Source organism: Thalassovita taeanensis (assembly GCF_900110775.1).
GTDB classification, from domain to species: domain Bacteria; phylum Pseudomonadota; class Alphaproteobacteria; order Rhodobacterales; family Rhodobacteraceae; genus Litorimicrobium; species Litorimicrobium taeanense.
Genome location: NZ_FOEP01000001.1, coordinates 376,737 through 400,203 on the forward strand (window position 1 = coordinate 376,737; position 23,467 = coordinate 400,203).

General features: G+C 58.6%; 25 protein-coding genes. 6 read left to right on the forward strand and 19 right to left on the reverse strand.

The annotated features are described in order from the left end of the window. Positions 1 to 375 precede the first annotated feature (375 nt). Positions 376 to 1,719 (forward strand): methylenetetrahydrofolate--tRNA-(uracil(54)-C(5))-methyltransferase (FADH(2)-oxidizing) TrmFO, encoded by a 1,344-nt coding sequence (gene trmFO, locus BSF79_RS01750; RefSeq protein WP_090267532.1) that lies wholly within the window; start codon positions 376 to 378, stop codon positions 1,717 to 1,719. A gap of 1 nt (position 1,720) precedes the next feature. Beyond that, positions 1,721 to 2,593, forward strand: coding sequence for a tRNA glutamyl-Q(34) synthetase GluQRS (gluQRS, locus tag BSF79_RS01755; protein WP_090267534.1), 873 nt, complete (start codon positions 1,721 to 1,723; stop codon positions 2,591 to 2,593). A gap of 514 nt (positions 2,594 to 3,107) precedes the next feature. On the opposite strand, the gene BSF79_RS01765 is transcribed toward gluQRS, so the two are convergent. The 7 genes from BSF79_RS01765 to hisI form a co-directional block, all read right to left on the reverse strand. Beyond that, on the reverse strand, positions 3,108 to 3,899 hold the full coding sequence (locus BSF79_RS01765) for a TonB family protein (protein ID WP_090267538.1): 792 nt from the start codon (positions 3,897 to 3,899) through the stop codon (positions 3,108 to 3,110). Beyond that, a complete protein-coding gene (locus BSF79_RS01770; RefSeq protein ID WP_090267540.1) occupies positions 3,896 to 4,279 on the reverse strand; it encodes an ExbD/TolR family protein in 384 nt (127 codons plus the stop codon). Before BSF79_RS01770 ends, BSF79_RS01765 begins: the two co-directional genes overlap by 4 nt. A gap of 3 nt (positions 4,280 to 4,282) precedes the next feature. Further along, entirely contained in the window at positions 4,283 to 4,660 is a 378-nt protein-coding gene (locus BSF79_RS01775) for an ExbD/TolR family protein (protein ID WP_090267542.1), read from the reverse strand. Beyond that, positions 4,657 to 5,589, reverse strand: coding sequence for a MotA/TolQ/ExbB proton channel family protein (locus BSF79_RS01780; RefSeq protein WP_175545230.1), 933 nt, complete (start codon positions 5,587 to 5,589; stop codon positions 4,657 to 4,659). The genes BSF79_RS01775 and BSF79_RS01780 overlap by 4 nt, the downstream gene beginning before the upstream one ends. Positions 5,590 to 5,656: 67 nt before the next feature. Further along, positions 5,657 to 7,720, reverse strand: coding sequence for a TonB-dependent receptor domain-containing protein (locus BSF79_RS01785; protein WP_090267546.1), 2,064 nt, complete (start codon positions 7,718 to 7,720; stop codon positions 5,657 to 5,659). Between the two features lie 93 nt (positions 7,721 to 7,813). Then, a complete protein-coding gene (locus BSF79_RS01790; RefSeq protein WP_090267549.1) occupies positions 7,814 to 8,209 on the reverse strand; it encodes a DUF2946 family protein in 396 nt (131 codons plus the stop codon). 181 nt (positions 8,210 to 8,390) lie between these two features. Continuing rightward, a complete protein-coding gene (gene hisI, locus BSF79_RS01795) occupies positions 8,391 to 8,768 on the reverse strand; it encodes a phosphoribosyl-AMP cyclohydrolase (RefSeq protein ID WP_090267551.1) in 378 nt (125 codons plus the stop codon). Positions 8,769 to 8,816: 48 nt separating this feature from the next. Here hisI and BSF79_RS01800 point away from each other — a divergent pair, with 48 nt between their 5' ends. After that, the gene (locus BSF79_RS01800; protein WP_090267553.1) at positions 8,817 to 9,272 is read left to right on the forward strand and encodes an iron-sulfur cluster assembly scaffold protein; all 456 of its coding nucleotides are present in this window, start codon (positions 8,817 to 8,819) and stop codon (positions 9,270 to 9,272) included. Positions 9,273 to 9,711: 439 nt separating this feature from the next. Here BSF79_RS01800 and recG read toward each other — a convergent pair whose 3' ends face one another. The 4 genes from recG to sciP form a co-directional block, all read right to left on the reverse strand. Further along, positions 9,712 to 11,802: an ATP-dependent DNA helicase RecG gene (recG, locus tag BSF79_RS01805; RefSeq protein WP_090267556.1), complete on the reverse strand. Its 2,091-nt coding sequence runs from the start codon at positions 11,800 to 11,802 to the stop codon at positions 9,712 to 9,714. Continuing rightward, the gene (gene ligA, locus BSF79_RS01810) at positions 11,799 to 13,916 is read right to left on the reverse strand and encodes an NAD-dependent DNA ligase LigA (protein WP_090267558.1); all 2,118 of its coding nucleotides are present in this window, start codon (positions 13,914 to 13,916) and stop codon (positions 11,799 to 11,801) included. Before ligA ends, recG begins: the two co-directional genes overlap by 4 nt. Before the next feature lie 76 nt (positions 13,917 to 13,992). Next, positions 13,993 to 14,709, reverse strand: a complete 717-nt coding sequence (gene ctrA / locus BSF79_RS01815; protein ID WP_090267560.1) for a response regulator transcription factor CtrA — start codon at positions 14,707 to 14,709, stop codon at positions 13,993 to 13,995. 93 nt (positions 14,710 to 14,802) lie between these two features. After that, a complete protein-coding gene (gene sciP / locus BSF79_RS01820) occupies positions 14,803 to 15,081 on the reverse strand; it encodes a CtrA inhibitor SciP (protein WP_090267562.1) in 279 nt (92 codons plus the stop codon). Between the two features lie 121 nt (positions 15,082 to 15,202). On the opposite strand from sciP, the gene mnmA reads away from it, so the two are divergent. Further along, on the forward strand, positions 15,203 to 16,342 hold the full coding sequence (gene mnmA, locus BSF79_RS01825; protein WP_090267564.1) for a tRNA 2-thiouridine(34) synthase MnmA: 1,140 nt from the start codon (positions 15,203 to 15,205) through the stop codon (positions 16,340 to 16,342). Here mnmA and olsA read toward each other — a convergent pair whose 3' ends face one another. The 3 genes from olsA to BSF79_RS01840 form a co-directional block, all read right to left on the reverse strand. Next, entirely contained in the window at positions 16,343 to 17,170 is an 828-nt protein-coding gene (olsA, locus tag BSF79_RS01830) for a lyso-ornithine lipid O-acyltransferase (protein ID WP_090267567.1), read from the reverse strand. Then, the gene (olsB, locus tag BSF79_RS01835; RefSeq protein ID WP_090267865.1) at positions 17,170 to 17,949 is read right to left on the reverse strand and encodes an L-ornithine N(alpha)-acyltransferase; all 780 of its coding nucleotides are present in this window, start codon (positions 17,947 to 17,949) and stop codon (positions 17,170 to 17,172) included. Before olsB ends, olsA begins: the two co-directional genes overlap by 1 nt. 134 nt (positions 17,950 to 18,083) lie before the next feature. Beyond that, positions 18,084 to 18,266 (reverse strand): DUF3553 domain-containing protein, encoded by a 183-nt coding sequence (locus tag BSF79_RS01840; protein WP_090267569.1) that lies wholly within the window; start codon positions 18,264 to 18,266, stop codon positions 18,084 to 18,086. A gap of 26 nt (positions 18,267 to 18,292) precedes the next feature. Here BSF79_RS01840 and BSF79_RS01845 point away from each other — a divergent pair, with 26 nt between their 5' ends. After that, positions 18,293 to 18,886: a histidine phosphotransferase family protein gene (locus tag BSF79_RS01845; protein WP_090267571.1), complete on the forward strand. Its 594-nt coding sequence runs from the start codon at positions 18,293 to 18,295 to the stop codon at positions 18,884 to 18,886. Here the strand turns inward: BSF79_RS01845 and BSF79_RS01850 are convergent. Genes BSF79_RS01850 through BSF79_RS01865 form a run of 4 tightly spaced genes read right to left on the reverse strand, consistent with a single transcriptional unit; the run spans position 18,883 to position 22,883 of the window. Beyond that, entirely contained in the window at positions 18,883 to 20,145 is a 1,263-nt protein-coding gene (locus BSF79_RS01850; protein ID WP_090267868.1) for a glutamate-5-semialdehyde dehydrogenase, read from the reverse strand. The genes BSF79_RS01845 and BSF79_RS01850 overlap by 4 nt on opposite strands. Before the next feature lie 34 nt (positions 20,146 to 20,179). Next, positions 20,180 to 21,286, reverse strand: a complete 1,107-nt coding sequence (proB, locus tag BSF79_RS01855; protein ID WP_090267574.1) for a glutamate 5-kinase — start codon at positions 21,284 to 21,286, stop codon at positions 20,180 to 20,182. Next, complete coding sequence (gene obgE, locus BSF79_RS01860; RefSeq protein ID WP_090267577.1) at positions 21,274 to 22,311, reverse strand: GTPase ObgE; 1,038 nt, start codon at positions 22,309 to 22,311, stop codon at positions 21,274 to 21,276. The genes proB and obgE overlap by 13 nt, the downstream gene beginning before the upstream one ends. Positions 22,312 to 22,343: 32 nt before the next feature. Next, positions 22,344 to 22,883, reverse strand: coding sequence for a GNAT family N-acetyltransferase (locus BSF79_RS01865; protein WP_090267579.1), 540 nt, complete (start codon positions 22,881 to 22,883; stop codon positions 22,344 to 22,346). Positions 22,884 to 22,991: 108 nt separating this feature from the next. Here BSF79_RS01865 and BSF79_RS19675 point away from each other — a divergent pair, with 108 nt between their 5' ends. Next, entirely contained in the window at positions 22,992 to 23,135 is a 144-nt protein-coding gene (locus BSF79_RS19675; RefSeq protein WP_175545231.1) for a hypothetical protein, read from the forward strand. 56 nt (positions 23,136 to 23,191) lie between these two features. On the opposite strand, the gene rpmA is transcribed toward BSF79_RS19675, so the two are convergent. Continuing rightward, positions 23,192 to 23,461, reverse strand: coding sequence for a 50S ribosomal protein L27 (rpmA, locus tag BSF79_RS01870; protein WP_090267581.1), 270 nt, complete (start codon positions 23,459 to 23,461; stop codon positions 23,192 to 23,194). Between the last annotated feature and the right edge of the window lie 6 nt (positions 23,462 to 23,467).

Below are 23,467 nucleotides of genomic sequence, written 5' to 3' on the forward strand. Positions count from 1 at the left end.
TGGAATTTCCTAAAATTTTCAACAGACTAAGGCAGTGTTTCCAAAACGATCAAAACTATTTCCAATTTGCCGCTTTTCCGCCGCATTTGCCTTTGCTAAAAGCGTGATAGAGGCGCGAACTTAGCCTCTTGATGATGCGAGTGTGGGTCACCGTCGGCATATTGTCTCTCCAAGCCAGCCTCTCTCTGGCCGCTGATTTATCGGATAAGGTGACCCACTCGACCTTCCCCTACGCAAATATGCGAGACATGGTGTTAACCAATCGCAATTTTGCGCCCCCTGCCCGCCGTATCCTCACGTTTTTGTGTCGCTGCGCCGACTGCTGAAGCGCTGAAGGGCTTTCCAAAGCCGCAACCTTACCCTACATCGCCGAACATGGATAAGACACTTCACATCATTGGCGGCGGTATGGCCGGATCCGAGGCCGCCTGGCAGGCGGCCAATATGGGCGTTCAGGTTATCATTCACGAGATGCGGCCGAAGGTTGAAACCTTTGCCCATCGTACTGGCAATCTGGCCGAAATGGTCTGCTCCAACTCGTTCCGTTCGGATGACGATGAACAGAACGCAGTGGGCCTGTTGCATTGGGAAATGCGCGCTGCAAATGGATTAATAATGCAGATGGCCGGGCGCCATCGCCTGCCTGCCGGCGGTGCTTTAGCTGTTGACCGGGATCAGTTTTCCGAAAGCGTTACCAACGCTCTGCACGACCACCCTAATGTAACGGTTGAATATGGCGAAATCACCGAACTTCCCGAACACGGCCATTGGATCATCGCGACCGGCCCATTGACCTCGCAGGGGTTGGGGGCAGCGATTTCTGCTGAGACCGGCGCCGATGCGCTGGCGTTTTTTGATGCGATTGCGCCGATTGTCTATGCTGAAAGCGTAGATATGAATGTGGCATGGCTGCAATCACGCTATGACAAAGGTGAGACCGAGGAAGAACAGAAAGCTTATCTCAACTGCCCGATGACGAAACCGCAATATGAGGCGTTTATCGACGCGCTTCTTGCGGCTGATAAAACCGAATTCCACGAGGGAGAAACCGCTGGTTATTTTGATGGCTGCCTGCCGATAGAAGTCATGGCAGAGCGGGGTCGCGAAACCCTGCGGCATGGCCCGATGAAACCAGTGGGCCTGACGAATACCCATGCCCCCGAGAACAAAGCCTATGCGGTGGTGCAGCTGCGCCGCGACAACGCTTTAGGAACACTTTATAACATCGTGGGATTTCAGACAAAAATGAAATACGGAGCACAAACAGATGTGTTTCGTATGATCCCCGGTCTGCAGAATGCCAGCTTCGCTCGCCTAGGTGGAATTCATCGCAATACGTTCCTGCATTCCCCCACTCTTCTGGACGATCAGATGCGCCTGAAATCGCGCCCGCATATCCGGTTTGCCGGTCAGATCACCGGCGTTGAGGGCTATGTCGAATCCTCTGCTATGGGGCTGTTGGCAGGTCGGTTTGCGGCGGCCGAGATCCTTGGCAAGACCTTGCCAACTGCGCCACAGGACAGCGCAATGGGCGCGTTGATCCACCACATCACCGGTGGGGCCGAGGCAAAAACCTTTCAGCCGATGAATGTAAACTTCGGTTTATTCCGTCCGGTTGACGGTTTGAAGGGTGGTCGCCGCGGACGCAAGGATCGCTACAAAGCTTATACTGATCGGGCAAAAGAGGCGTTTTCAGAATGGCTTGCGGATCAAAGCTAAGATGACGATCTGCGTGACCCGATTTGCGCCCAGCCCCACCGGGCCGCTGCATCTGGGGCACGCCTATGCCGCCATTCTTGCGCATGACATGGCGCACGCACAGGGAGGCACCTTCCTTTTGCGGATCGAGGATATCGACCAATCCCGAGCCCGTCCAGAATGGGAAACGCAAATTGAAGCGGATCTTCATTGGCTGGGGCTGAACTGGTCTGACCCCATCATGCGCCAGTCTGACCGCCTGCCCATATACCGCCGCGCGTTGCAGCGGCTCTGGACGCAAGGCTTGCTTTACCCCTGCATATGCAATCGCCGCGATATTCTTGAGGCCGCATCCGCGCCGCAAGAAGGGGCGCCGCCCGCGGTCGGGCCTGACGGTGTCGTCTATCCTGGGACATGCCGTCACCTGCCCGAGGCCGGACTTCCGCTGCCCCAGGCCGCACTGCGGCTGAACATGCGTCGGGCTCTTGATTTGCTGGGGGCGCCGCAGCTGACGTTTGTAGAAACCGGTTCGGGGCCGCTGGGAGAAACCGGTACAATCACGGTTTCACCTGACGATCTGTGCAACGGCGTTGGTGACATCGTTCTTGCACGGCGCGACATGGGCACATCCTATCACCTGTCTGTGGTGCTGGACGATGCCGCGCAAGGCGTTACCCATGTCACCCGAGGTCGCGACCTATTCGAGGCCACACAGATCCATATTCTTCTGCAACGGCTTCTGGCTCTGCCCACACCTCTCTATCATCATCACCGGTTGATCCGGGATGAGCATGGCAAGCGCCTTGCCAAACGCGATGACGCCAGCGCAATCGCCAAATATCGCAGCGAGGGCGCAACTTCACAGGACATCCGCCAAATGATTGGACTGTCCTAGAGCGTGTGTTCAGACCAAGGTCGATACGACCTTTTTTGGGCCGTGGCTGTCAGCGCGGCAATCGACACATCGAGCGCCCTTGTGACTCAGCGGCAAGCACCACTTTTTCCACCTCGGATGATCACTGATGCGGTTTGGCGGTATGCCATTTTGAAGTCAGTCAAAGAGTAGTCGCCAGAGCGACGGCTAGACACGTGATTTGAAACCATTCGATGTTGAACTGCCAAACAACGCCGTATTGAAAAGTAAGTGTGCTGGCTTGGTGCCCCACTAGGACTCGAGTAGCAATTGAAAGCTGATTAATCCGTTTGTGGCGTAGCGCAATGATGTTGATGCCCTCGTGTGCGATGTAGCGCTTGAGGCCACGGATTGCTTCGCGCGTGGCGTGGCCCGCACCCAAGTATGGAAAATCACCCAAACGAGTACCGGAGGCGACACGAAACGGGACAGCCAAATTCCTTGATTTGAAGTTGCTTGGCAAAGCCTCTGCAAATCTACGAGTGCCTCAACTTAACTAGCGCCGAAACCTCATGGTCAGAGTAAATGAGTAGCTTTTTTCGGTCAGCTGTCTGGGTGCTGGCGGAAAGCGGCCCGAGCGCGTTGTCGCGTTCAGAGCTGCCATTTCAAAGGCATTGATGCCCGAAGATTCAATAACCTTGGTGGCCAGAAGCTGTCCGTTGCGCGATACCGTGATGCGCAACCGGACAGAGTGGCTACCACGTTGGCCTTTGGGATATGTCTTGCGGCTTTCGACGCGGCTACGAATCTTGGCACCCCAAGCGGACAGAAGGCTGGCGCGCTGACCTTGGGACAAATTTGCCTGAGCGCTTTTGCGCCCGGTTCCGGCCTGTGCTCCGCCGCCAGCCCCAACCGCCACCTGCTGCTTGCGCGGCAGCGCTTTTTTGGAGGCCCCAATCTTGGGGCGCGGTTTCGGCTTGGGGAGAGCATAGGCGGGCGGCGCCGTATCCAGTTGGGGCATTCCCGACGAGGTTTGCTGCGCCACCTCCATCATGGCGACAGGGGCGGCAAAAGGGCGGACAGGTTGAATTGCGCGACTCACCGGCGCATCCGAGCCATCGGGCTGATCGGGTTGATCGGGAGTTGCCGTTTCAAGCTGCGCCGCAGGCGAGGCCGTCCAGTCGGCAACAACAGCATCGAGATCACCACTGACGGCGACAAGGGACACCAGCGTTTCCCCGCCCGATCCGTTGGCGTTGCTTCCTGTCTTGGGCAGGTAAAGCAATACTGCGGCGTGCAGGGCAATCGTAACCGAAAGGAACACGACGAATTCCAGTGACCTCCTCATTCCAACCGCACCACAATATCCACCTGACGCCCTCCGGCCTCGGCCAGTCGCCGCATGACACGCGCGAGCACGGGGGCTGGCGTTCGGGCATCCACCCTCAGTTGCACACGTCCCGTCCAGTTTTCTTGCGCGATGGCAGAATAAACCTGATCCCCGACAGAACTCTGGAAATACAGCTCACCCGCTGCATCCAGAAATATGATCTGGGTGCCGTTTTTCGCAGTCTCCCCATCCGCCGCGAGCGGCGGCTTGACCTCGACCGGTTCGGGCGGCCGTATCTGGGCCGTGATTAGAAAAAAGATCAGCAGCAAAAAGACCACGTTGATCATGGGCAAGATCGATTCACTCTGCTTGCGGGTCGTGGGGGCAGGAATGCGCATGCTTCACTCCATCAGGACCAGCGAGGTGAACCCCGCCCGCCGCAGTATTCGGCTGACATTGACGACACGCTGAGTATCGATCCTGTCATCCGCGCGCAGTACAATAGTCTGGCTTGGATCGGTCAGAAGCCCCTGCAACTGCGCCACCAGAACAGTTGCGTCACAGGCGACCCCGTTGAGACGAAAGCCGTCGGGCAGGATGTCCACCAGCCGTGGCTGTCCTGCATAGCTTCCGCCGCCACCCAAAGGGAGCGGCAAAACCTGGTCGGCACCAAACCGCGACGCCAACATGAAGAAGACCAGCAACAGGAACACCACGTCGATCATCGGTGTCAGGCTTGGCTTGCGACGTTTTGGGACGGGCAGTGTAAACTGGCTCATGCGGCATGTGCCTGTGGCGGCGCATCCGCGGACAGGCCTCGTTCGACTTGGGCTACGAAAACACGTGTACAAAGGTCCTCGATATCACGGCGGACGCGTTCGATAACAGCATCGAATGCGCTGAGCGCAACTGAGGCTGGGATCGCTACGGCCATGCCTGCGGCTGTGGTCAACAAGGCTTTCCAGATCCCGCCCGCCAGCAAGGCCGGATCAGCCTGTGCTCCGCTGTGCTGAAGCGCCTGAAATGCCGAGATCATGCCAAGCACCGTCCCCAGAAGACCCAGCAATGGCGCAGTCGTTGCGATGAGTTCCAGCGCGCGCAGCCCCGTGGTTGCATCTCCAAGGACACGCTGCGCGACCCGCGTCGTCTCTTCCCGCGCGGTCGGCTCTGGCAGGCGCTGGCTGCTGCTGAACGCGCGTTCCAAAACGCGGTTTCTGAGGCCGCGACGGTTGCGAACGGTATCCTCAGCACGCGCCAGATCCCCGTTTTGCCAAAGCCTCACGGCCCTGCGGGCGCGCCTGCGCGACCAGGCGCCTAACAGAAGCAACGCCCAGATTTTCCACAGGATCAGCCCGACCGTGGCGACCGAAAGCCCTGCAATCGCCCATAGCGACGCCCCCCCAGCAATCAGAAACGACACTGCGGGATGTTCCAATATCTGGTCGGGAACCGTGGTCGAGAGAGGCTCTGTCGCGCTTTCGTCGGGGGACGGCGCGGCCGCCTCTGCCACTGTAACAGGTTGCGGGCTGAGTTCAGAGGCAGAGCTGCGGAATGTTGCCGCCCTGTCGTCCGCCGGAGCCATCAGAACCGGCGCTGTGGTGTCGATCCTAAAGCTGTCTGCTGGCAAATCCTGAGCTAGAATAGGTCCAACCAGCAGAGCGAGAAAAGTTATAGCGGTCGGAATGGCGCGCTTGCCGGGGATAGGCATTCGGCATCTCCATTTTGTTGAGAACACAAGAGACGCGCCACTCGAGAGCGGCGCGCCGTTGCCAATGTCAAAACCGGGCTTCCAGCTTGACATAGAAGGTTCGGCCGGGTTCGTTCACCTGAACCAATGCGGGATCGAACACACTGGAGCGGCTCAAGTGGTTGGCGTAGGTCTCATCCGTGACGTTGTCAGCGCCCGCAATAAGCACGGCGCTTTTGCTAACGTCATAGCTGCCGAAAACGTCCAAGGTCGCATAGCCAGGCGTCACACCTGGATCGCGCGACGGATCGATCCGATCCTGCTCTAGCGCCCAGTTCACGCGGCCGCCCGCGCGCCACTTGTCTTGCCCATAGGACAGGGTGATCTGCCCCTGCAGCGGCGGGATTTGTGCCAGAGGACGGTCGTCGGTGTTGTTTTGACCGTGGGTCCAGGTCATATCGCTTAAAATTGACCAGCCGTTGTTTTCCCACGACCCGGACAGCTCGATCCCTTTCAGGTCGGCAGAGACGTTGCGATAGGTCGTCACACCCGGCACCGAGACTGCATCACGCAAGATATAATCATCCACCTTGTCCAAGTAGGCCGTTGCGTTGAAGGACCAGTTGTCGCGCACCGTTTCATAGCCAACATCGAACTGGTTGTGTTTCTCGGGATTGATGTCCGGATTGCCGACCCAGTTGCTGCGTGCCATTGCCCGTTCGTTAGCATCTGCGGTGCGCACCGAACGCGACAGACCAACAAACAGGACCGAAGAGGCGTCGAGTTTGTATTCCAGACGCGCCAGCCCACCGAAGTTGTGTTCCTCACGTGCTTCGTCGAACGTGGTGCCGTAGTATGTGGTGTAGAAGTCGTTTGCCGTCATCGTCGCCGAAGCGGCACCGGGGACGACATCAGCCATGTCAGAGGTCGCGCGGACATAGTCATAGCGGACACCCAGTTTCAGAACAGTACTGTCATTCAGATCTGTCTCGGTTTCCCCATACAGGCCGCTTTGCGCGATGGTGACATCCGGCCAACTGAGCGCCACTTCGCGGGTCGGGTCATATGCCTCGATCAGTGCGATGGGCCCCATATAACCGCGGGCCATCCGATTGTTGGAAAGATGATCCACCCCGAATTTCGCGCGGGTCGCGCCGAAATCGAGTTGTGCCTCGATCTTCCCACCCCAAGTGTCCGACGTCGTGGGGGCAATCATTCCCATCATCGCGGACGGATTGCGCAGAGAGTAGTTATCCATCACGTGGTCGACGTTGCTTTGGAACAGATTGCCCTCAATCCTGCGCAGCGCGCCATGGTCCAGATCGATCCCGCCACGCAAACGGATGGTGTCGGTTTCCGACAGCGGGCTATCCATACCGGCACCGGCGAACAGAACGTCCTCGGCACGGTCTCGCTCCAGGTCCAACGCAAAATCGACCCCATTTCGGTCGTACCCAAAAGTCAGGCCTGCACTTTTCTGAGTATAGGCACTGCGGATCTCGTTCCCGTCGCCGTCCTCGTAGTTGTCCGCAGTGCGATATTCGCCTGCGGCTTCGAGATAGAAACCATTCCCGAGATCGTAGCTGATCGTGCCGCCCGCCTCGCGCGTGTTGGAATTCGACGTGATGCCGCTATGGAATTCGCCCTCCCAGCGTTTGTTTTCTTCAAATTCGGGCGCTTCACGCTCAAGGATGACGGTTCCGCCGCTGCCGCCCGGCCCGTGGGTCACGCTGGCATAGCCGCGCTCGACGATAATCTTGTCCGCTCGGGCCACGCTCGCGATGCTGGTCGGTGGATCCATGCGGTTCGGGCAACCTCCGAAAGTGAAGGAGCCGCCATCGATGATATTCAACTGGTTCTGCGACTGGCCGCGGATCACCAGCTCCAGCCCGTGGCCGCCCATTCGACCCGCCGTGACACCGGGGACTGAACTGAGCAGTGCGCCGCCGTCGGCAGCCGGAACGCTCATCTGCCCCACCGGGGTGAATTCATAGGAATTTGCAGTAGCCAAAGGCTTGTCCGCCTGCACGACTATTTCGCCAAGGTCGATCTCTGGGGCGGAGGCTGTATCAGCCTGCGCAAGCGCGATGGTGGATAGGCTGCACAGAAGCAGAGCGGTCGCGCTCAGGCGCACCGGAAAGTGGGGTTTCATGTTGTGTCCCTCAAAAGTTTTCTTATCGGCGCGACAGCAAATGGCCCCAAAAGAGGAAGGCCATGCGTAGCGCCAGCATTTCAGATCAGAAAATCAAAGAGAGAGCGGTGGTGCGCGTATCGCGATCGGACGGTCCCACAACTCGTCTGAAAGATCGAGTGCTTCGCGCCAGCTCGGCTTGAAGGGCGAGTGGTGGAACTCTGCCGGAAGACAGTCTGGTGTATCGTTAAGCGCCGCCAGACCGACAACACAGAACGGGCATTTCGTAAGGACCTCTTCGTCGGATCCTTCGCTGATCGACCCATCCGTGGGGTCATATGTCACTGTCCGCATACCGCCCGCGCCACAGATGACGATCCGTATGCCGTCATCGGAAGCGCTGGCTTGAACAGGGAAGGCTGCCAGAGAAACTTGCAGCATCAGCAGCAACGACAAGAAAACGGGGCCGAAACCACGTCCTACCATCTTGAATGCCGATATTACTCCCATACCGGCCTTACTTTCGGAAAAGCGAATGTTTGGCAAGCAACAAAATCACGTGATCGTCATTCTCGTATCTTCCCGCTTTAGGCCCCCGGGCAATGGCGGCTTTCAACTCGCGAGCCTAACATTGAAAACCCGCGGATCGTGAGTAGTCCCGACAATGAATACGACGAGCGGGCGGCGCCCCTTATGCCTCGGGCGCCATCAATTCCACTTCGTCACCATTCCGCACCGCCGTATAAAAACAGCTGCGCCGATTGGTGTGGCAGGCTGGTCCGGTCTGGCGCACAATAATCAGTAGACAGTCCCGGTCGCAGTCGACGCGAAAATCCACCAGATGCTGCAGGTGACCACTACTCTCGCCCTTGACCCAGAATGCCTGCCGCGAACGAGACCAATAGGTCACGCGCCCGTTGTTCAACGTTTTTGTCACGGCTTCGGCGTTCATCCAGGCCATCATCAACACCTCGCCGCTCAGCTCATCCTGCGCAATCGCTGGAATAAGGCCGTTCGCATCATACTTTAGTGTTGCCGGATCAAAGGACATAGCAAAAACCTTTTGCATCTGAGGGTCAGGGTTCTATCTATGGGACACGTCCCGAAAGGAAAAGCCATGAGCGGCGAAACCGACCTGATCAAACTCTATTCCTCGCGTATTCTTGCGCTGGCCGCAGATATTCCGCACACTGACCGTCTGAGCGCACCTGATGCCAGCGTCAAACGCCGTTCCCCCCTATGCGGTTCAACTGTCACGGTCGATCTAACGCTACAAGACGGACGAATTAATCAGTTCGGACAGGATGTGAAGGCCTGTGCCTTGGGCCAAGCTGCGGCTGCAATCGTGGGGGCAGCGGCGCCGGGCTGTACCCGTGCGCAGATAGCACAGGCCCGGGACGGGCTGAAAGAGATGCTGAAAAATGATGGCCCAACACCGGCAGCCCCCTTCGATGGGTTCGAGGTGCTGCGCCCCGCGCGCGAGTATAAGAACCGCCATGCCTCGATCATGCTGGCGATCGAGGCAACGCTGGAGGCGATGGACCTCGCGGCGCAGGCCAGTTCCTGCGCGTAATAAAGCCGTACTTCTTCTACATGCACACACAAAAAAAAACCGCCGCACTTTCCAAAGAAAGGCGGCGGCAAGGTGCGCGTTCATGCGTTGATCCGACCTCTGACATCGGGGGGCGGCCCCCCGGGACTTGGGACAGGCAGTGTCAGTCAGGCGCATCAATTTGGGGACAGTATGCGCGTCAGAGACTTAGGCACAGGAACGCAGGCAGAAACTTAGGAAAAAACAGGCAGGTGCAACCCAACCACCAACATAATCATCAGAGCAGCAACTCCGACGGCATCGCCAAGTAGCGTATCCTGCGACCGGGAAATTACATTTTTTATCTCGTGGAACATCGGGGCCTCCTGTTGATCTGTTTTGTTGCCTATTTGTTCTCATATTATTAATCATCCGTAAAGAACTTTTTGAGAACATTTGAGAACATTTGAGAACGAAAGATCTAACCCACTGAAATCAAACGAATCGCTTGATCCTGTTCCATCAGCCACAACAGCACGCGCGCGGCTTTTCCCCGGTCCGAGGTTAGATCGGGGTCACGTTCCAGCAAGGCGCGGGCATCGCTTTGCGCCACTTCCATCAGCGCGGCTTGCCGTTCCAGATCGGCAACCCGGAACCGGGGCAACCCTGATTGCGCCACGCCGATCAAATCCCCAGCGCCGCGCATTTCCAAATCGACCTCGGCAATGCGAAACCCGTCTTCGGTGTCGCGCAGCGTCGTCAGGCGCCGCTCGGCACTTTCAGATAGGGGGGCCTGATACATCAACAGGCAGGTCGATTCTGCGCTGCCGCGCCCGACCCTGCCCCGCAGTTGATGCAGTTGTGCCAAGCCAAAGATCTCGGCGCGCTCGATCACCATAATCGTTGCGTTCGGGACGTTGACACCGACCTCGATCACCGTTGTTGCAACCAAAACGTTGGTGCGTCCGGCCGCAAAATCCGCCATCGCAGCGTCTTTTTCGGCAGCCGGCATCTGACCGTGAACCAGCCCAACCACGTCTTCGCCCAGACTTGCACGCAGGCGTTTGAAACGTTCTTCGGCGGCGGTCAGATCCACGATTTCGCTTTCCTCGACCAGCGGGCAAACCCAATAGGCTTGCCGCCCCTCAGATACAGCTTGGCGCAGATGTTCGACCACCTCCGCCATCCGCCCGGTCGAAACCATCGCTGTCTGGATCGATTTACGTCCGGGTGGCTTTTCATCCAGCACCGACACATCCATATCGCCATATTGCGCCAGCGCCAGACTGCGAGGGATCGGTGTAGCAGTCATCACCAGCACATCGGCGCGCTGCCCTTTCTGACCCAGTTCCAACCGCTGGCGCACCCCGAAACGGTGCTGTTCATCGACCACAGCCAAACGCAAATCTCGGAATTCGACGTCTTTCTGAAACACCGCATGGGTGCCAACCAAAATCTGAATACCGCCCGTCGCCAGCGCAGCCAGCTTGGCCTTGCGCTCTGCCCCCTTGTCGCGCCCTGTCAGGATTTCCAGGACCACACCAGCCTCCTCGGCCAATAGGCGAAGCCCTTCAAGGTGCTGTCGTGCAAGGATTTCGGTGGGGGCCATCATCACGCCCTGCCCTCCTGCTTCGATCGCGAAAAGCAGCGCCATGAAGGCAACCAATGTCTTGCCCGAGCCGACATCCCCCTGCAACAGACGGTTCATTTTCAACGGCTGCGCCATATCAGCCTCGATCTGACGGATCGCACGCAGCTGAGCACCGGTCGGCTTATAGGGCAGTGCGGTCAACACCCGGGCCTGCAACGCGCCTGTCCCCTTGGTTCTATGGCCCTTGGCACGCCGCAAGCGGGAGCGCGCCACCGCCAGAGTCAGCTGATGCGCCATCAGTTCATCATAGGCCAGCCGTTCGCGCGCGGGCGCTGTCGCCGCCAGGTCTTCGGGCTTTTGCGGTGAATGGGCTTGCTGCACGGCCTCAGCCCAGTTCGGCCATTTGCTGCGTTTTTTCTGTTCGGGGTCAATCCATTCAGCCAGTACTGGCGCCCGTGCCACCGCAGAGGCCACCGCTTTGCTCATCTGTTTCAGGCTGACCCCGGCGGTCAGCGGATAAACCGGCTCAAAGGCGGGTATCTCGCCCGCCTCCTCAGGCGGCAACACGTAATCGGGGTGCACCATCTGCGCCAGTCCGTCGAACAGCTCGACCTTGCCCGAGACCAGACGCCGCGCGCCAACCGGCAAAATTCGCTGCAAATAATCGGTTCGCGCGTGAAAGAATACCAACTGAAAGCTAGTTTCCGCATCCTCGACCGTGATCCGGTATGCCCCGCCACGATTGCGCGGGGCGCGATGTGCGCCCACCGTCACCTCGACGGTAACAACATCGGGCAATACCGCGTCTCGCAAACTGTTGCGGCGGGCCCTGTCGATACCGGAATAGGGCAAGGTGAACAGAAGATCGCGCGGTCGCTTCACGCCCATTTGTTCAAAATGACCCGCAGTTTTCGGGCCGACGCCGTCCAGCGTTTCAATGTCCGCAAACAGCGGAAAAAGTGCTTCCGGCCGCCCGGTCATAGTCCCGAAATGAGCTGTAGCCAGCCATCCTCATCAAGGGTTTCAATCCCCAGTTCAGCCGCCTTTTTTGCCTTGGATCCCGCCCCAGGCCCCGCAACCAGTAAATCTGTTTTGGCACTGACGGACCCGGCGACTTTGGCGCCAAGCGCCTCGGCGCGGGCCTTGGCTTCGGCGCGGGTCATCTTTTCCAGCGTACCCGTGAAAACCACGGTCTTGCCCGCAACCGGACTGCCTTCTGTCGAGGCGCGGCGCGTTTCCTGAACCTCAAGCTGTTCAACAAGACGGTCGATGCCCGCGCGCTCGCTGTCCTGCGCCAACGCGGTCACCAAAGAGCGCGCCATGACCTCGCCCACGCCATCAATGGCCAGTAGTTCTGCCCAATCGGCACTTTCCGGATCAGCCGCTCGGCGCATGGCGGCCTCAAACGCGTCCCATGTGCCATAATGCATTGCAATCAGATTGCTTGCCGCTTCGCCGACATGGCGAATACCCAAAGCGAACAGTAAACGCGCGAAGGATATTTTTCGCTTTTCATCAATAGCTTGAAACAGGTTTGATGCGCTCTTCTCGCCCCATCCCTCGCGATTTTTCAACTGCTGCAGTCCGGTGCTGAACCTATCCTGTAGGGTAAAAATATCAGCGGGTTCTGCGATCCAGCCATCCTTATAGAACTGCTCGACCTGTTTCGCGCCCAGCCCTTCAATATCAAACGCGGCGCGCGAAACGAAATGTTTCAGTTTTTCAACCGCTTGGGCGGGACAAATAATGCCGCCAGTGCAGCGCCGTGCGGCGTCACCGTCTTCGCGTACGGCTTCGGATCCGCAATCGGGACAATGATCTGGAAAGCGGTACGGCTGCGCGCCCTCGGGGCGTTTCGAAAGGTCTACATCGGCCACCTTGGGGATCACGTCACCAGCGCGGTAAACCTGCACCCAGTCGCCTTCGCGGATGTCTTTGCCCCCGCGGATCAGGCCACCTTTGGCATCGCGACCGGCAATGTAGTCCTCGTTGTGCAGGGTTGCGTTTGAAACCACTACACCGCCAACCGTCACGGGTGTCAGTCGCGCCACCGGCGACAAGGCGCCCGTACGTCCGACCTGAATATCGATCGCCTCAAGCCGGGTCCAAGCCAGTTCGGCGGGGAATTTGTGCGCAATTGCCCAACGTGGCGTGGTCGAACGGAAGCCCAGCCGGGCCTGAAGCGACAAATCATCGACTTTGTAAACCACGCCGTCGATGTCATAGCCCAAGGTCGCGCGCTGCGCTTCGATACGTCGGTATTGCGTCAGCATCGCGTCGGTACCGGTGCACAACTGCGTTAGCGGGTTGGTGCTGAATCCCAGAGCAGCCAAACACCGAATTGCGCCCATCTGTGTGTCGGACAATGGCGCCGACAGCGCGCCCCAGCCATAGGCAAAGAATTTTAGCGGACGGGCACGAGTAATCTCGGCGTCCAGTTGCCGTAGAGAACCGGCAGCAGCGTTGCGCGGATTAGCAAAGGGCTTGGCCCCAGCTTCGACTTGGCGTACGTTCAGGGCAGCGAAATCGGCATGGCTCATGTAGACTTCACCGCGCACTTCGAGAAGATCGGGGGCGCCACTCAGCCGGGTAGGAATATCGGCAATGGTTCGGGCGTTCTCGGTGACGTTTTCGCCGGTCTCGCCATCACCGCGGGTCGCGGCCTGTATCAGCTGACCAGTTTCATAGCGCAAAGACAGACTGAGGCCGTCGATCTTAGGCTCGGCGGTATAGGCAACGCTGCCCTCGGGCAAGCCAAGGAACTTTCGAACAGATTCATCAAATTCGGCGACGTCCTCGTCTGCGAAAGCGTTCCCAAGTGACAACATCCGCACAGCGTGGGTGATCTTGCCAAAACCTTCGGAGGGCATGGCGCCAACTTGTTCGCTGGGGCTGTCGGCGCGCTTAAGGTGCGGAAAGCGCGCCTCGATCGCGGCGTTGCGCAGCTTTAGTGCATCATAATCTGCGTCCGACATCTCGGGCGCATCCTTGGTGTGATACGCTTTGTTTGCCTGAGACAATACCGCCGACAGAGTCTCTAGTTCGGCCTGTGCCTCTACCTCGGTCAGCTGATCTATTGCTTTGCCTGTCGCCACCTGAGCGCCCCCTGTTCACTTGTCCAAAGTGATAGGGGCGCTCAGAGACAAGGTCCAGCCCGTGAATGGTGTTTGATCAGGCGCCAACGGCGATGCGTTGATCGTCCATCCCGGCGGGTTCGGGGTCACGCAAGACATATCCACGGCCCCAAACTGTTTCGATGTAGTTGTCACCACCGGTGGCTGTGCTGAGTTTCTTACGTAGTTTGCAGATGAAAACATCGATAATCTTCAGCTCTGGTTCGTCCATCCCGCCGTAAAGATGGTTCAAAAACATCTCTTTGGTCAGCGTGGTGCCTTTGCGCAGAGAAAGAAGCTCGAGCATCTGATATTCCTTGCCGGTCAGATGCACGGTTTTCCCAGTTACATCGACGGTCTTAGCGTCCAGATTGACGTTGATCTTGCCGGTGCGGATCACCGATTGGGAATGGCCCTTGGAGCGGCGAATGATGGCGTGAATACGGGCCACTAGTTCTTCCCGATGGAAAGGTTTAGTCAGGTAATCATCCGCGCCGAACCCGAAACCCTTGATCTTGCTCTCGGCATCGTCAGACCCAGAGAGTATGAGAATCGGTGTTTCCACTCGCGCTAGGCGCAATTGGCGCAACACTTCGTGCCCGTTCATATCCGGCAGCCCCAGATCCAAAAGGATCAAATCGTAATCATATAGTTTAGCGAGATCGATACCTTCCTCGCCCAGATCGGTCGTATAGACGTTGAGGTTAGCATGGGTCAGCATCATCTCAATGCTCTTCGAGGTGGTAGGATCGTCTTCGACCAGCAGCACGCGCATATTCACTCTCCGTTATCGGCGTTTATTGAAATTAACCGTGAGCAAAAAAGGTTAATCACTCGTTACCGCCGAAGAACAAATAGCATACTCTACCTAAAGTTGTCTATATTTTTGAACTGCCGTTGCTTTCAGCGCCATCTCGCCATGTTCGGTAATAGCCTGAAGCCATTCATGAAACTCTTCTTCGCTCAAGCTATATCGCTTCAGCGCCTCTTCGCGCGAGATTAATCCATACAGGACGCCACGCACCACCGCCGCCTTTCGGCTGGCCACCCAACGCCGGGTATCAGGGTTGGGTAGATCCGCCCGTGTCATCACAGACCCGTCGGGCAGCGTGACTGCACGCAGACCATCAACTTTTTTCAGATACATCTTTGTTTTCCTTGCCGTTTGTATCAGTTTGGGCAGTCGCCCTTAACAGCAGGTGAAACGAGGCCTTGAGAGTATGTAGGATTTTCCTATATTCTCGCAGACTTTCACGAGGACCGCGCAAATGCTGGATCATGACATCGAACTGAACTCCCTTGGGTTTGCCAAGCCGCCCTCGCAGACGCGGGTGGTGGTGGCCATGTCCGGTGGCGTGGATAGCTCTGTTGTGGCGGCACAGCTGGCCGAGGAAGGCTATGACGTGGTGGGCGTAACCTTGCAGCTTTATGATCACGGCGCTGCGCTGGCCAAAAAGGGCGCGTGCTGCGCCGGCTTGGACATTCATGACGCCCGCCGTGTGGCCGAGGAAATGGGGTTCCCGCACTATGTTCTGGACTATGAGAACATCTTCAAAGACGCGGTGATTGACGAGTTCGCCGACAGCTATCTGGCTGGGGCAACACCAGTGCCCTGCATCCGCTGCAACGAGCGGGTAAAGTTCAAGGATCTGCTGCAAACCGCTCGTGATCTGGAGGCCGACTGTATGGCGACCGGGCACTATATTCAGCGCAAGATGGGCGCCAACGGCGCCGAACTGCATTGCGCGACGGACGCAAACCGCGATCAGAGCTATTTTCTGTTCTCGACAACCCCGGAGCAGTTGGAGTATCTGCGGTTCCCGCTGGGGCACCTGCCCTCAAAGGATGCGACGCGCGCCTTGGCGGGAAAATATGGGCTAAGCGTGGCGGACAAGCCCGACAGTCAGGACATCTGTTTTGTGCCAAACGGCAACTATGCGAGCGTGATTGAAAAGCTCCGCCCTGGCGCCGCAGAGCCGGGGGATATTGTTGATGTCGACGGCAATGTTCTGGGAAAGCATCGCGGCGTGATCCACTATACGATTGGGCAACGCCGGGGGTTGGGGATCGGGGGCTTGGGCGACCCGCTCTATGTGGTTCGGCTGGATGTCGATACCCGGCGGGTGATTGTCGGGCCAAAAGAGCTGTTGGCGACTCGTGTCATTCCGGTGCGCGAGATCAACTGGCTGGGCGATGAGCCTTTCGACAGCCAGTCAGAGTGGAATGTCATGGTCAAGGTGCGCTCGACCCGTCCACCGCGTGAAGCTGTGATCCGGCCCCTGTCGGCCACCACGGCCGAGGTCGAGTTGCTGGCTGCCGAAGAAGGTGTTTCGCCGGGGCAAGCCTGCGTGTTCTATCAGCCGGATGGCAGCCGCATTCTGGGCGGCGGTTGGATCTGGAAGGGCTGATCAGCCGCGCCTGTCGTTGGGCATGCCTTGCCGTACCACTTCTTCGACATGCGCGGCCAAGGTTTTACGGTTGGGGAAATCATCCACTCGGACCGGCGGATGATAGATCACCTCAACCGAGCCTTGGCGACGCGCCGCCAAGACCTTCAGAAGGTGCGAGCCGAAATCCATTTCTCCCCACCAGCCATAGAACCGCGGGTCACCTCCGTCTGGTCCGCGATAAATCACCGTGACGGGTTGAATATACATCTCGTGCCTCAGGTGATCTGTAAAGAATGCCTGAAAGAGCGTTGATTTAAATGGAAACACAACCATCCCATCCGTCGAGGTGCCCTCTGGGAAAAACAGCAACTTGTGCCCGGCCAGCAAACGCTCCTCGAATACGTTTTGTTGGGCTTTGGCCTCTTTCGGGTTGCGCGCGATGAAGACCGTGCCAGTGGCGCGCGCCAGCCAGCCAATGCCAGGCCATCCTGCGACCTCGGACTTGGACACAAAATAGACCCGTTTGCGGGCGTTCAGCGTAAAGATATCCAGCCAGGACGAGTGGTTAGCCACCACTGCACCGCGCTGCTGCATACGTTCGCCTTGGGTAGCATACCGTATTCTGAGGATCACGAAGGCCATGCGGCATACGAACTGTGTGATATATGGCGTTATTGGTCGGTGCTGGCCATACAGCGGCCTCTCGATCAGTCGCACCAGCAGTAGTACAAGCAGACCACCGAACACCACACTTCCCAAAATAAATCCGCGCCATAAGACCCGAACCCACCCCATGAGCGTGATCGGTTCAGGTACGGGTTCGGGGGGAAGTTTTTGGGTGAGCATCAGGCCCCAACCCCTTTGGAGTAGATGCTTTTCTGTTTCTCGTTCAGGCGGTTTGTGTCCATGATCAGACAGACGTCGGTGGTATTGAAGGCTTGGTCAACATATGCGCCTTCGCCAACGAACCCGCCCAGCCGCAGGTAGGCCTTGATCAGCGCTGGCACCTCAAGCATCGCCTTGCGGCGATCCAGATCCTGTGGAGCAACCCGGTCAATCCGCGCGAAATGCGCCTCGCGTGCGCGCACGCGCAAGTCAGGCGGCGCCAGATGATTGAAGTGCAACATTGATAAAGAGGCTGCAATCCGGTCCAGATCAGTACCGTGGAAACTGGCGACGCCAAACAGGATTTCTATTTTGTGAGCAGAAACATAGTCAGCCAAAGCGCTCCAAAGATGGAACATGGCCGCGCCCCCGCGATACGCTGGGTGTAGGCACGATCTCCCCAACTCCAACAGCTTGCGTCCGCTATCTTTCAGAACGCTCAGGTCATATTCGTCTTCGGAATAGAACTGCCCAGCCGCAACCGCCTGATCATCGCGCAATACGCGGTAAACCCCAACGATGCGGTCTGCCACCGACCCCGGCAAGGCATTGTCCAGCAGGATCAGGTGATCGAAAAACGGATCAAACCGATCGCGCTCTAACTGCGCGACATGATCCACCATGGTGCCACCACCGCCCAGCTCTTCGACGAAGACATGATAGCGCAGCCGTTGCGCGCCCATCAGTTCTTCGTCGGTTTCTGCAAGTTTTACAGCGAATTGCGGCGGAGTCCGTGTCATCCCGGGCGCATCCAGTCCTTGGTTTTCGTGGGTTTTAGGCAAGCGGAACCGGAATGGCAACAGCGCGGCCGAACGATCACCGATTTCGAAGGTGATCAAAACCCAAAGTTGTGTTAATCATTTCCTAACCAACCTCAGTCATCAAAGACCGGGACAAGCAAAATACGGGAGCCTTCAATGACAACCTTGCCGGCTTCGGGGAAGTTCACCGTAATTTTTGACCCGATGTTGGACTGCACCTGCCCGATGCCCCAATCAGGACGATTGGGATGGCGCACGCGCATCCCCGGCTCAAGAATGGCGTTCAAATCTGTCATGGTGCTGTCTTTCTGGGAGGATTCGCATGGGGTATAGTAACCACGAGCTGACCGCGCTGATAGGGTCACGCATCTGCCACGATCTTATCAGCCCGATTGGTGCGATTGGCAACGGGCTTGAGCTGATGCAAATGAACCGCACCGGCAGCGATCCGGAACTCGCGCTGATCTCAGAAAGCCTTGAAAACGCCAATGCGAGGATCCGATTTTTTCGCATCGCATTTGGTCTGGCTTCAGAGGGGCAGAGCGCGGCCGCGATCGAGGTGCGCCGCGTGCTTGCCGATCTGTCGCGCGGCTCCCGGCTCCGCTATCTCTGGCAATCGGATGATGATTGCCCCCGATACGAATTACGCGCCGTGTTTCTGGCATTGCTGTGCCTTGAAACTGCGTTGCCCTATGGGGGCGAGGTTCGAATCTCGTCTGGCGCCGGTTGGCGTATCGAAGGGCACGGGCCGCGCCTGCGTCTGCAAGAGAACCTGTGGCAAAACCTGACCGGCCAAACAGCAACCTCTGTTAGCCCGGCCGAGGTACAATTCGCCTTGCTGCCTTTGCTTGTCGCCGAGATGGAGCGCGAACTAAGTGTTGAGATTGCCGACGACCGGATCAGCCTCGCCTTCTAGCTGCGTACTGCACCGGCGCCGTCAACAAGGTATTTGAAACTGGTCAGCTGCTCTGCCCCGACCGGCCCCCGCGCGTGCATCTTTCCGGTGGCGATCCCGATCTCGGCCCCCATGCCAAACTCACCGCCATCAGCAAATTGGGTTGAGGTATTGCGCATCAGAATCGCACTATCGAGGCGCTCAAAGAACCGCTCGGCGGTGGCGTCATCCTCGGTCAGGATACAATCGGTGTGGTTCGAACCGTACTTGCGGATATGAGCGATAGCACCGTCAACATCAGCGACTTGCCGCGCGGCGATGATCATATCGAGGTATTCGCGGCCCCAGTCATCTTCGTTAGCAGGTACTGTGCCGGGGCCAGCTAGCGCCGGATCCGCACGCACCTCGACCCCAGCCTGAACCAAAGCAGAAATCAATTCTTTTCCGAGTGTTGCGGCTATATCCTGATGTACCAGAAGGCATTCGGCCGCGCCGCAAATGCCGGTACGGCGGGTCTTGGCGTTCAGCAACACGTTCAGCGCCTTAACCGGATCGGCAGCCTTGTCGACATAGATATGCACGATGCCTTCTAGGTGAGCAAAGACCGGCACGCGCGCCTCGCGTTGGACCAGCCCAACCAGCCCCTTGCCTCCGCGCGGCACGATCACGTCGACGTAATCGGTCATCGTCAGAAGCTCGGACACGGCCGCGCGGTCGCGGGTCGGAACCAGTTGCACAGCATCTTCGGGCAGCCCCGCGCTGCGCAGACCTTCGACCAGACAGGCGTGGATGGCGCGCGAGGAATGGAAGCTTTCCGAGCCACCGCGCAAGATCACTGCATTTCCCGACTTCAAGCAGAGCGCACCGGCGTCGGCGGTCACGTTGGGGCGACTTTCATAGATCACCCCGATCACGCCCAGAGGCGTGCGCACCCGGCGGATATGAATCCCCGAAGGCATGTCCCACTCGGCCAGAACCTCGCCCACCGGATCGGGCTGTTCGGCCACGGCACGCAGCCCGTCGACGATGGCCTGAATGCGCGCCTCATCCAACATCAAGCGATCCATCATCGCGGGGCTGAGGCCTTTGTTGCGGGCATAATCCATATCCTGCGCGTTGGCTTCGATGATCTGCGCCCGGTTGGCCCAAACAGCATCGGCAGCGCCGATCAGGGCAGCGTGCTTGCATTCAGCGGTGGCATAGCCAAGCTCGGCTGCGGCGGCCTTGGCGCGCTTGCCAATCTCGGTCATCATCTCGGGAATGGTCTGTGCGTCTTTCATGTGATCAATACCCTTGTTGGTCATATGTACAGCGTCAGAGCGCCATGTCATCGCGGTGGATCAGCGCGGCGCGCGCCGGATAGCCAAGTACAGCCTCGATCTCATCCGAGCGGCGGCCAGCGATTGCCCCGGCCTCGGTCGCGGTGTAGCGGCTGAGCCCCTGCCCCAGTTTGTGGCCCTGCGGCGTTAGGATCGACACCGGATCGCCGCGTCCAAAGCGGCCTCGCACGGTGGCAACACCGGCGGGCAGCAGGCTTTTGCCTTTGCCGAGCGCCGCAACCGCACCGGTATCGACGACTATCTCGCCCTTGGGCTTCATCGCGGCGATCCAGCGTTTGCGCGCCAGATGCGGGTCATCATCGGCCAGAAACCATGTGGCATTGGCCCCGTTTTCCAGCGCCCAGAGCGGTCGCAACACCGACCCTTCGGTGATGGCCATGCCACAACCGCCCGCAATTGCGGTTTTAGCAGCCATCAGTTTAGTCTTCATGCCACCCTTGCTGAGACCAGAGCCGGCATCGCCTGCCATGGCTTCGATCTCGGGCGTGATGGCGGCAATCACGTCATAGCGCTGCGCGGTCGGGTCAATCTGCGGGTTGGCGGAATAGAAGCCATCAACATCGGACAGCAGGATCAGTTGATCGGCGCCGACAGTGACAGCGACCTGGGCGGCCAGTCGGTCGTTGTCACCATAACGGATTTCATCGGTGGCGATGGTGTCATTTTCGTTCACAATCGGCACGACACCCAGTGTGATCAACTGCTCCAGCGTGGCGCGGCTGTTGAGGTAACGGCGGCGGTCAGTGCTGTCTTCGAGCGTAACCAGAACCTGACCGGTGGTGATGCCGTGCGGCGCTAGCACCTCTTCATAGGCGCGCGCCAGACGGATTTGGCCGACGGCGGCAGCGGCCTGCGATTGTTCAAGCGCCAGTTCGGTGGCGGGCAGGCCCAGCACCCCACGCCCCAGCGCGATCGAACCCGAGGATACAAGGATAACGTCCTTGCCCATCCCCTTGAGCCAAGCCACATCCTCGGCCAAAGCTTTCAGCCAATCGGCGCGCAACGCGCCGGTTTTGCGATCCACCAGAAGCGCCGATCCTATCTTGATGACCAGCCGTTTGGAAAGGGTCAGGGACGCCACGTTTCCTCCTCTTCTTCCGCAAGGCGGTGGCGCAAGCGATTGTCGTCGATCTGGGCGCGCAACGCGCGCAGCACGTCCTCGACGCCTTCGCGCGACACGCCCGACATCAGCATAACGGGTCCGCCGCTGGCCTCGGCCAGCTCGTCACGCAGGAACGCACGTTCTTCATCGTCCAGCGCGTCGATCTTGTTCAGCACAGTAATGCGTGGCTTTTCTGCCAGCCCGCCGCCATAGGCATTCAACTCACCGATAATCGTGTGATAATCCTCGATCAATGTGCCCGAGCTGCCGTCGACAAGATGCAGCAGAACCGCACAGCGTTCGACGTGGCCAAGGAACAGATCGCCCAGACCGCGGCCTTCGCTGGCGCCTTCGATCAGGCCGGGAATATCGGCGACCACAAATTCCACGCCATCAACACCCACAACCCCAAGATTGGGGTGCAGCGTGGTGAACGGGTAATCGGCGATCTTGGGCCGAGCGTTCGAGGTGGCCGCCAGAAATGTGGATTTGCCCGCATTCGGCATGCCTAGAAGACCCACATCAGCGATCAGCTTCAGGCGCAGCCACAGGGTGCGCTCGATCCCCTCCTGCCCCGGATTGGCGCGGCGTGGCGCTTGGTTGGTCGAGGATTTGAAATGCAAGTTGCCCCAGCCGCCGTTACCGCCACGGGCCAGCAGCACCCGTTCGCCAACCACAGTCATGTCGGCAATCACGGTCTCTTCGTCTTCATCAAGGATCTCGGTGCCGACGGGCACGCGCAGCACGATGTCCTGACCGTCCTTGCCGGTACGCTGGCGCCCCATGCCGGGGCGACCGTTGTCAGCGAAGAAATGCTGCTGATAGCGGAAGTCGATCAGCGTGTTCAGCCCGTCAACGACCTCGGCCCAGACCGAACCGCCGCCGCCGCCATCGCCGCCATCGGGGCCACCGAATTCGATGAACTTTTCGCTGCGGAAGCTGACACAGCCACCGCCGCCCGAGCCAGAGCGGATATAGACCTTTGCGAGATCAAGAAATTTCATGGTCTTCTCCTAGCGCAAAGGCTGTGCTTTGCTCAATCCAGTTTACGGCTATAGGTCCAGGTGGCCACCTTGGCCCCGCGCGCCACCGAGAAAGTTTCGGCGTCGCCCAGATATTCGAACCCGCAATTGGTCAGGACCCGCGCCGAGGCTGCGTTGTCCTGAAAGACTTCGGCAAACAGCGTTTTGCTGTTCTGAGGGTTGGCCTCGATCAAACCCGCGACCGCAGCTGAGGCGACGCCGGTGTTCCAGAAAGCCGGGCCGACCCAATAGCCGATTTCAGATTGATCGCGATCCATCCGCTCCAGCGCAATCAAGCCCATCAGCTCGGATCCGCCCGATTTGGTGGCATCCATGGCCCAGACATCTTCGGTCCGGTCTGCGGCCAGCGTGCGGGCGATGAACGCCTCGGTCGCGCCGGGCGGCAACGGGTGCGGGATCGAGCGGGTATTGCGCGATACGCGCGGGTCGCCACCATACATGTCAATCAGACCCTGATCCGACTTGCGTAGCGGGCGCAAAACGAACCGCTCGGTGTCAATCACCCGTTGATTTGGGACTGTCTGAAGCATCATGATGTTTCTCCTCCGGAAAACATATTCAGGTCTGGGATCATGCGGGGTCGGCTCGTCTCTCCTCCAAGCCAGTCCGATGATATGCAAGACCTGTGGGGTATCAAACAAATGGCAATCGAAGACCACGATGCAACCCTGTTCACTATATTGAGCGCTTTTGCGCGGGCACGGCTGCGCCATGTCCCGGTCAGCGAGCCTGTGGTCTGGGGCACTGTATTGGCAACGGTCATCTGGCTGCCTTTCCTGAAATGAAAAAAGGGACCGGCGGTTATGCCGATCCCTAATATGCTTTGCGCCTTAAGGTCAGCTTACTCAGCGGCCTCCGCCATTGGCAGAACCGAAATAAAGGTGCGTCCCTTGAGGCCTTTGTGGAAGGTCACGTTCCCTTCGACTTTCGCGAAGATGGTGTGATCCTTGCCCATACCGACGCCCTCGCCCGGCCACCACTTGGTGCCGCGCTGACGTGCGATGATGTTGCCCGGGATGGCCGCTTGCCCCCCGTAGAGTTTCACGCCAAGGCGGCGACCGTCAGAGTCGCGACCGTTCCGGGATGAACCGCCAGCTTTCTTATGTGCCATTTGTCG

Excerpts from the sequence above, each read along its gene's own strand:
- BSF79_RS01850 (WP_090267868.1), bottom strand. The coding sequence starts at position 20,145 with ATGAAAGACGCACAGACCATTCCCGAGATGATGACCGAGATTGGCAAG.
- mnmA (WP_090267564.1), top strand. The coding sequence starts at position 15,203 with ATGCTGGATCATGACATCGAACTGAACTCCCTTGGGTTTGCCAAGCCG.
- rpmA (WP_090267581.1), bottom strand. The coding sequence starts at position 23,461 with ATGGCACATAAGAAAGCTGGCGGTTCATCCCGGAACGGTCGCGACTCT.
- olsA (WP_090267567.1), bottom strand. The coding sequence starts at position 17,170 with ATGCTCACCCAAAAACTTCCCCCCGAACCCGTACCTGAACCGATCACG.
- gluQRS (WP_090267534.1), top strand. The coding sequence starts at position 1,721 with ATGACGATCTGCGTGACCCGATTTGCGCCCAGCCCCACCGGGCCGCTG.
- olsB (WP_090267865.1), bottom strand. The coding sequence starts at position 17,949 with ATGACACGGACTCCGCCGCAATTCGCTGTAAAACTTGCAGAAACCGAC.
- obgE (WP_090267577.1), bottom strand. The coding sequence starts at position 22,311 with ATGAAATTTCTTGATCTCGCAAAGGTCTATATCCGCTCTGGCTCGGGC.
- BSF79_RS01790 (WP_090267549.1), bottom strand. The coding sequence starts at position 8,209 with ATGGGAGTAATATCGGCATTCAAGATGGTAGGACGTGGTTTCGGCCCC.
- trmFO (WP_090267532.1), top strand. The coding sequence starts at position 376 with ATGGATAAGACACTTCACATCATTGGCGGCGGTATGGCCGGATCCGAG.
- recG (WP_090267556.1), bottom strand. The coding sequence starts at position 11,802 with ATGACCGGGCGGCCGGAAGCACTTTTTCCGCTGTTTGCGGACATTGAA.
- BSF79_RS01845 (WP_090267571.1), top strand. The coding sequence starts at position 18,293 with ATGGGGTATAGTAACCACGAGCTGACCGCGCTGATAGGGTCACGCATC.
- BSF79_RS01780 (WP_175545230.1), bottom strand. The coding sequence starts at position 5,589 with ATGCCTATCCCCGGCAAGCGCGCCATTCCGACCGCTATAACTTTTCTC.
- hisI (WP_090267551.1), bottom strand. The coding sequence starts at position 8,768 with ATGCAAAAGGTTTTTGCTATGTCCTTTGATCCGGCAACACTAAAGTAT.
- BSF79_RS01765 (WP_090267538.1), bottom strand. The coding sequence starts at position 3,899 with ATGAGGAGGTCACTGGAATTCGTCGTGTTCCTTTCGGTTACGATTGCC.
- BSF79_RS01865 (WP_090267579.1), bottom strand. The coding sequence starts at position 22,883 with ATGATGCTTCAGACAGTCCCAAATCAACGGGTGATTGACACCGAGCGG.
- BSF79_RS01775 (WP_090267542.1), bottom strand. The coding sequence starts at position 4,660 with ATGAGCCAGTTTACACTGCCCGTCCCAAAACGTCGCAAGCCAAGCCTG.
- ctrA (WP_090267560.1), bottom strand. The coding sequence starts at position 14,709 with ATGCGCGTGCTGCTGGTCGAAGACGATCCTACCACCTCGAAGAGCATT.
- BSF79_RS01785 (WP_090267546.1), bottom strand. The coding sequence starts at position 7,720 with ATGAAACCCCACTTTCCGGTGCGCCTGAGCGCGACCGCTCTGCTTCTG.
- BSF79_RS01800 (WP_090267553.1), top strand. The coding sequence starts at position 8,817 with ATGAGCGGCGAAACCGACCTGATCAAACTCTATTCCTCGCGTATTCTT.
- BSF79_RS01840 (WP_090267569.1), bottom strand. The coding sequence starts at position 18,266 with ATGACAGATTTGAACGCCATTCTTGAGCCGGGGATGCGCGTGCGCCAT.
- sciP (WP_090267562.1), bottom strand. The coding sequence starts at position 15,081 with ATGTATCTGAAAAAAGTTGATGGTCTGCGTGCAGTCACGCTGCCCGAC.
- BSF79_RS01770 (WP_090267540.1), bottom strand. The coding sequence starts at position 4,279 with ATGCGCATTCCTGCCCCCACGACCCGCAAGCAGAGTGAATCGATCTTG.
- BSF79_RS19675 (WP_175545231.1), top strand. The coding sequence starts at position 22,992 with ATGGCAATCGAAGACCACGATGCAACCCTGTTCACTATATTGAGCGCT.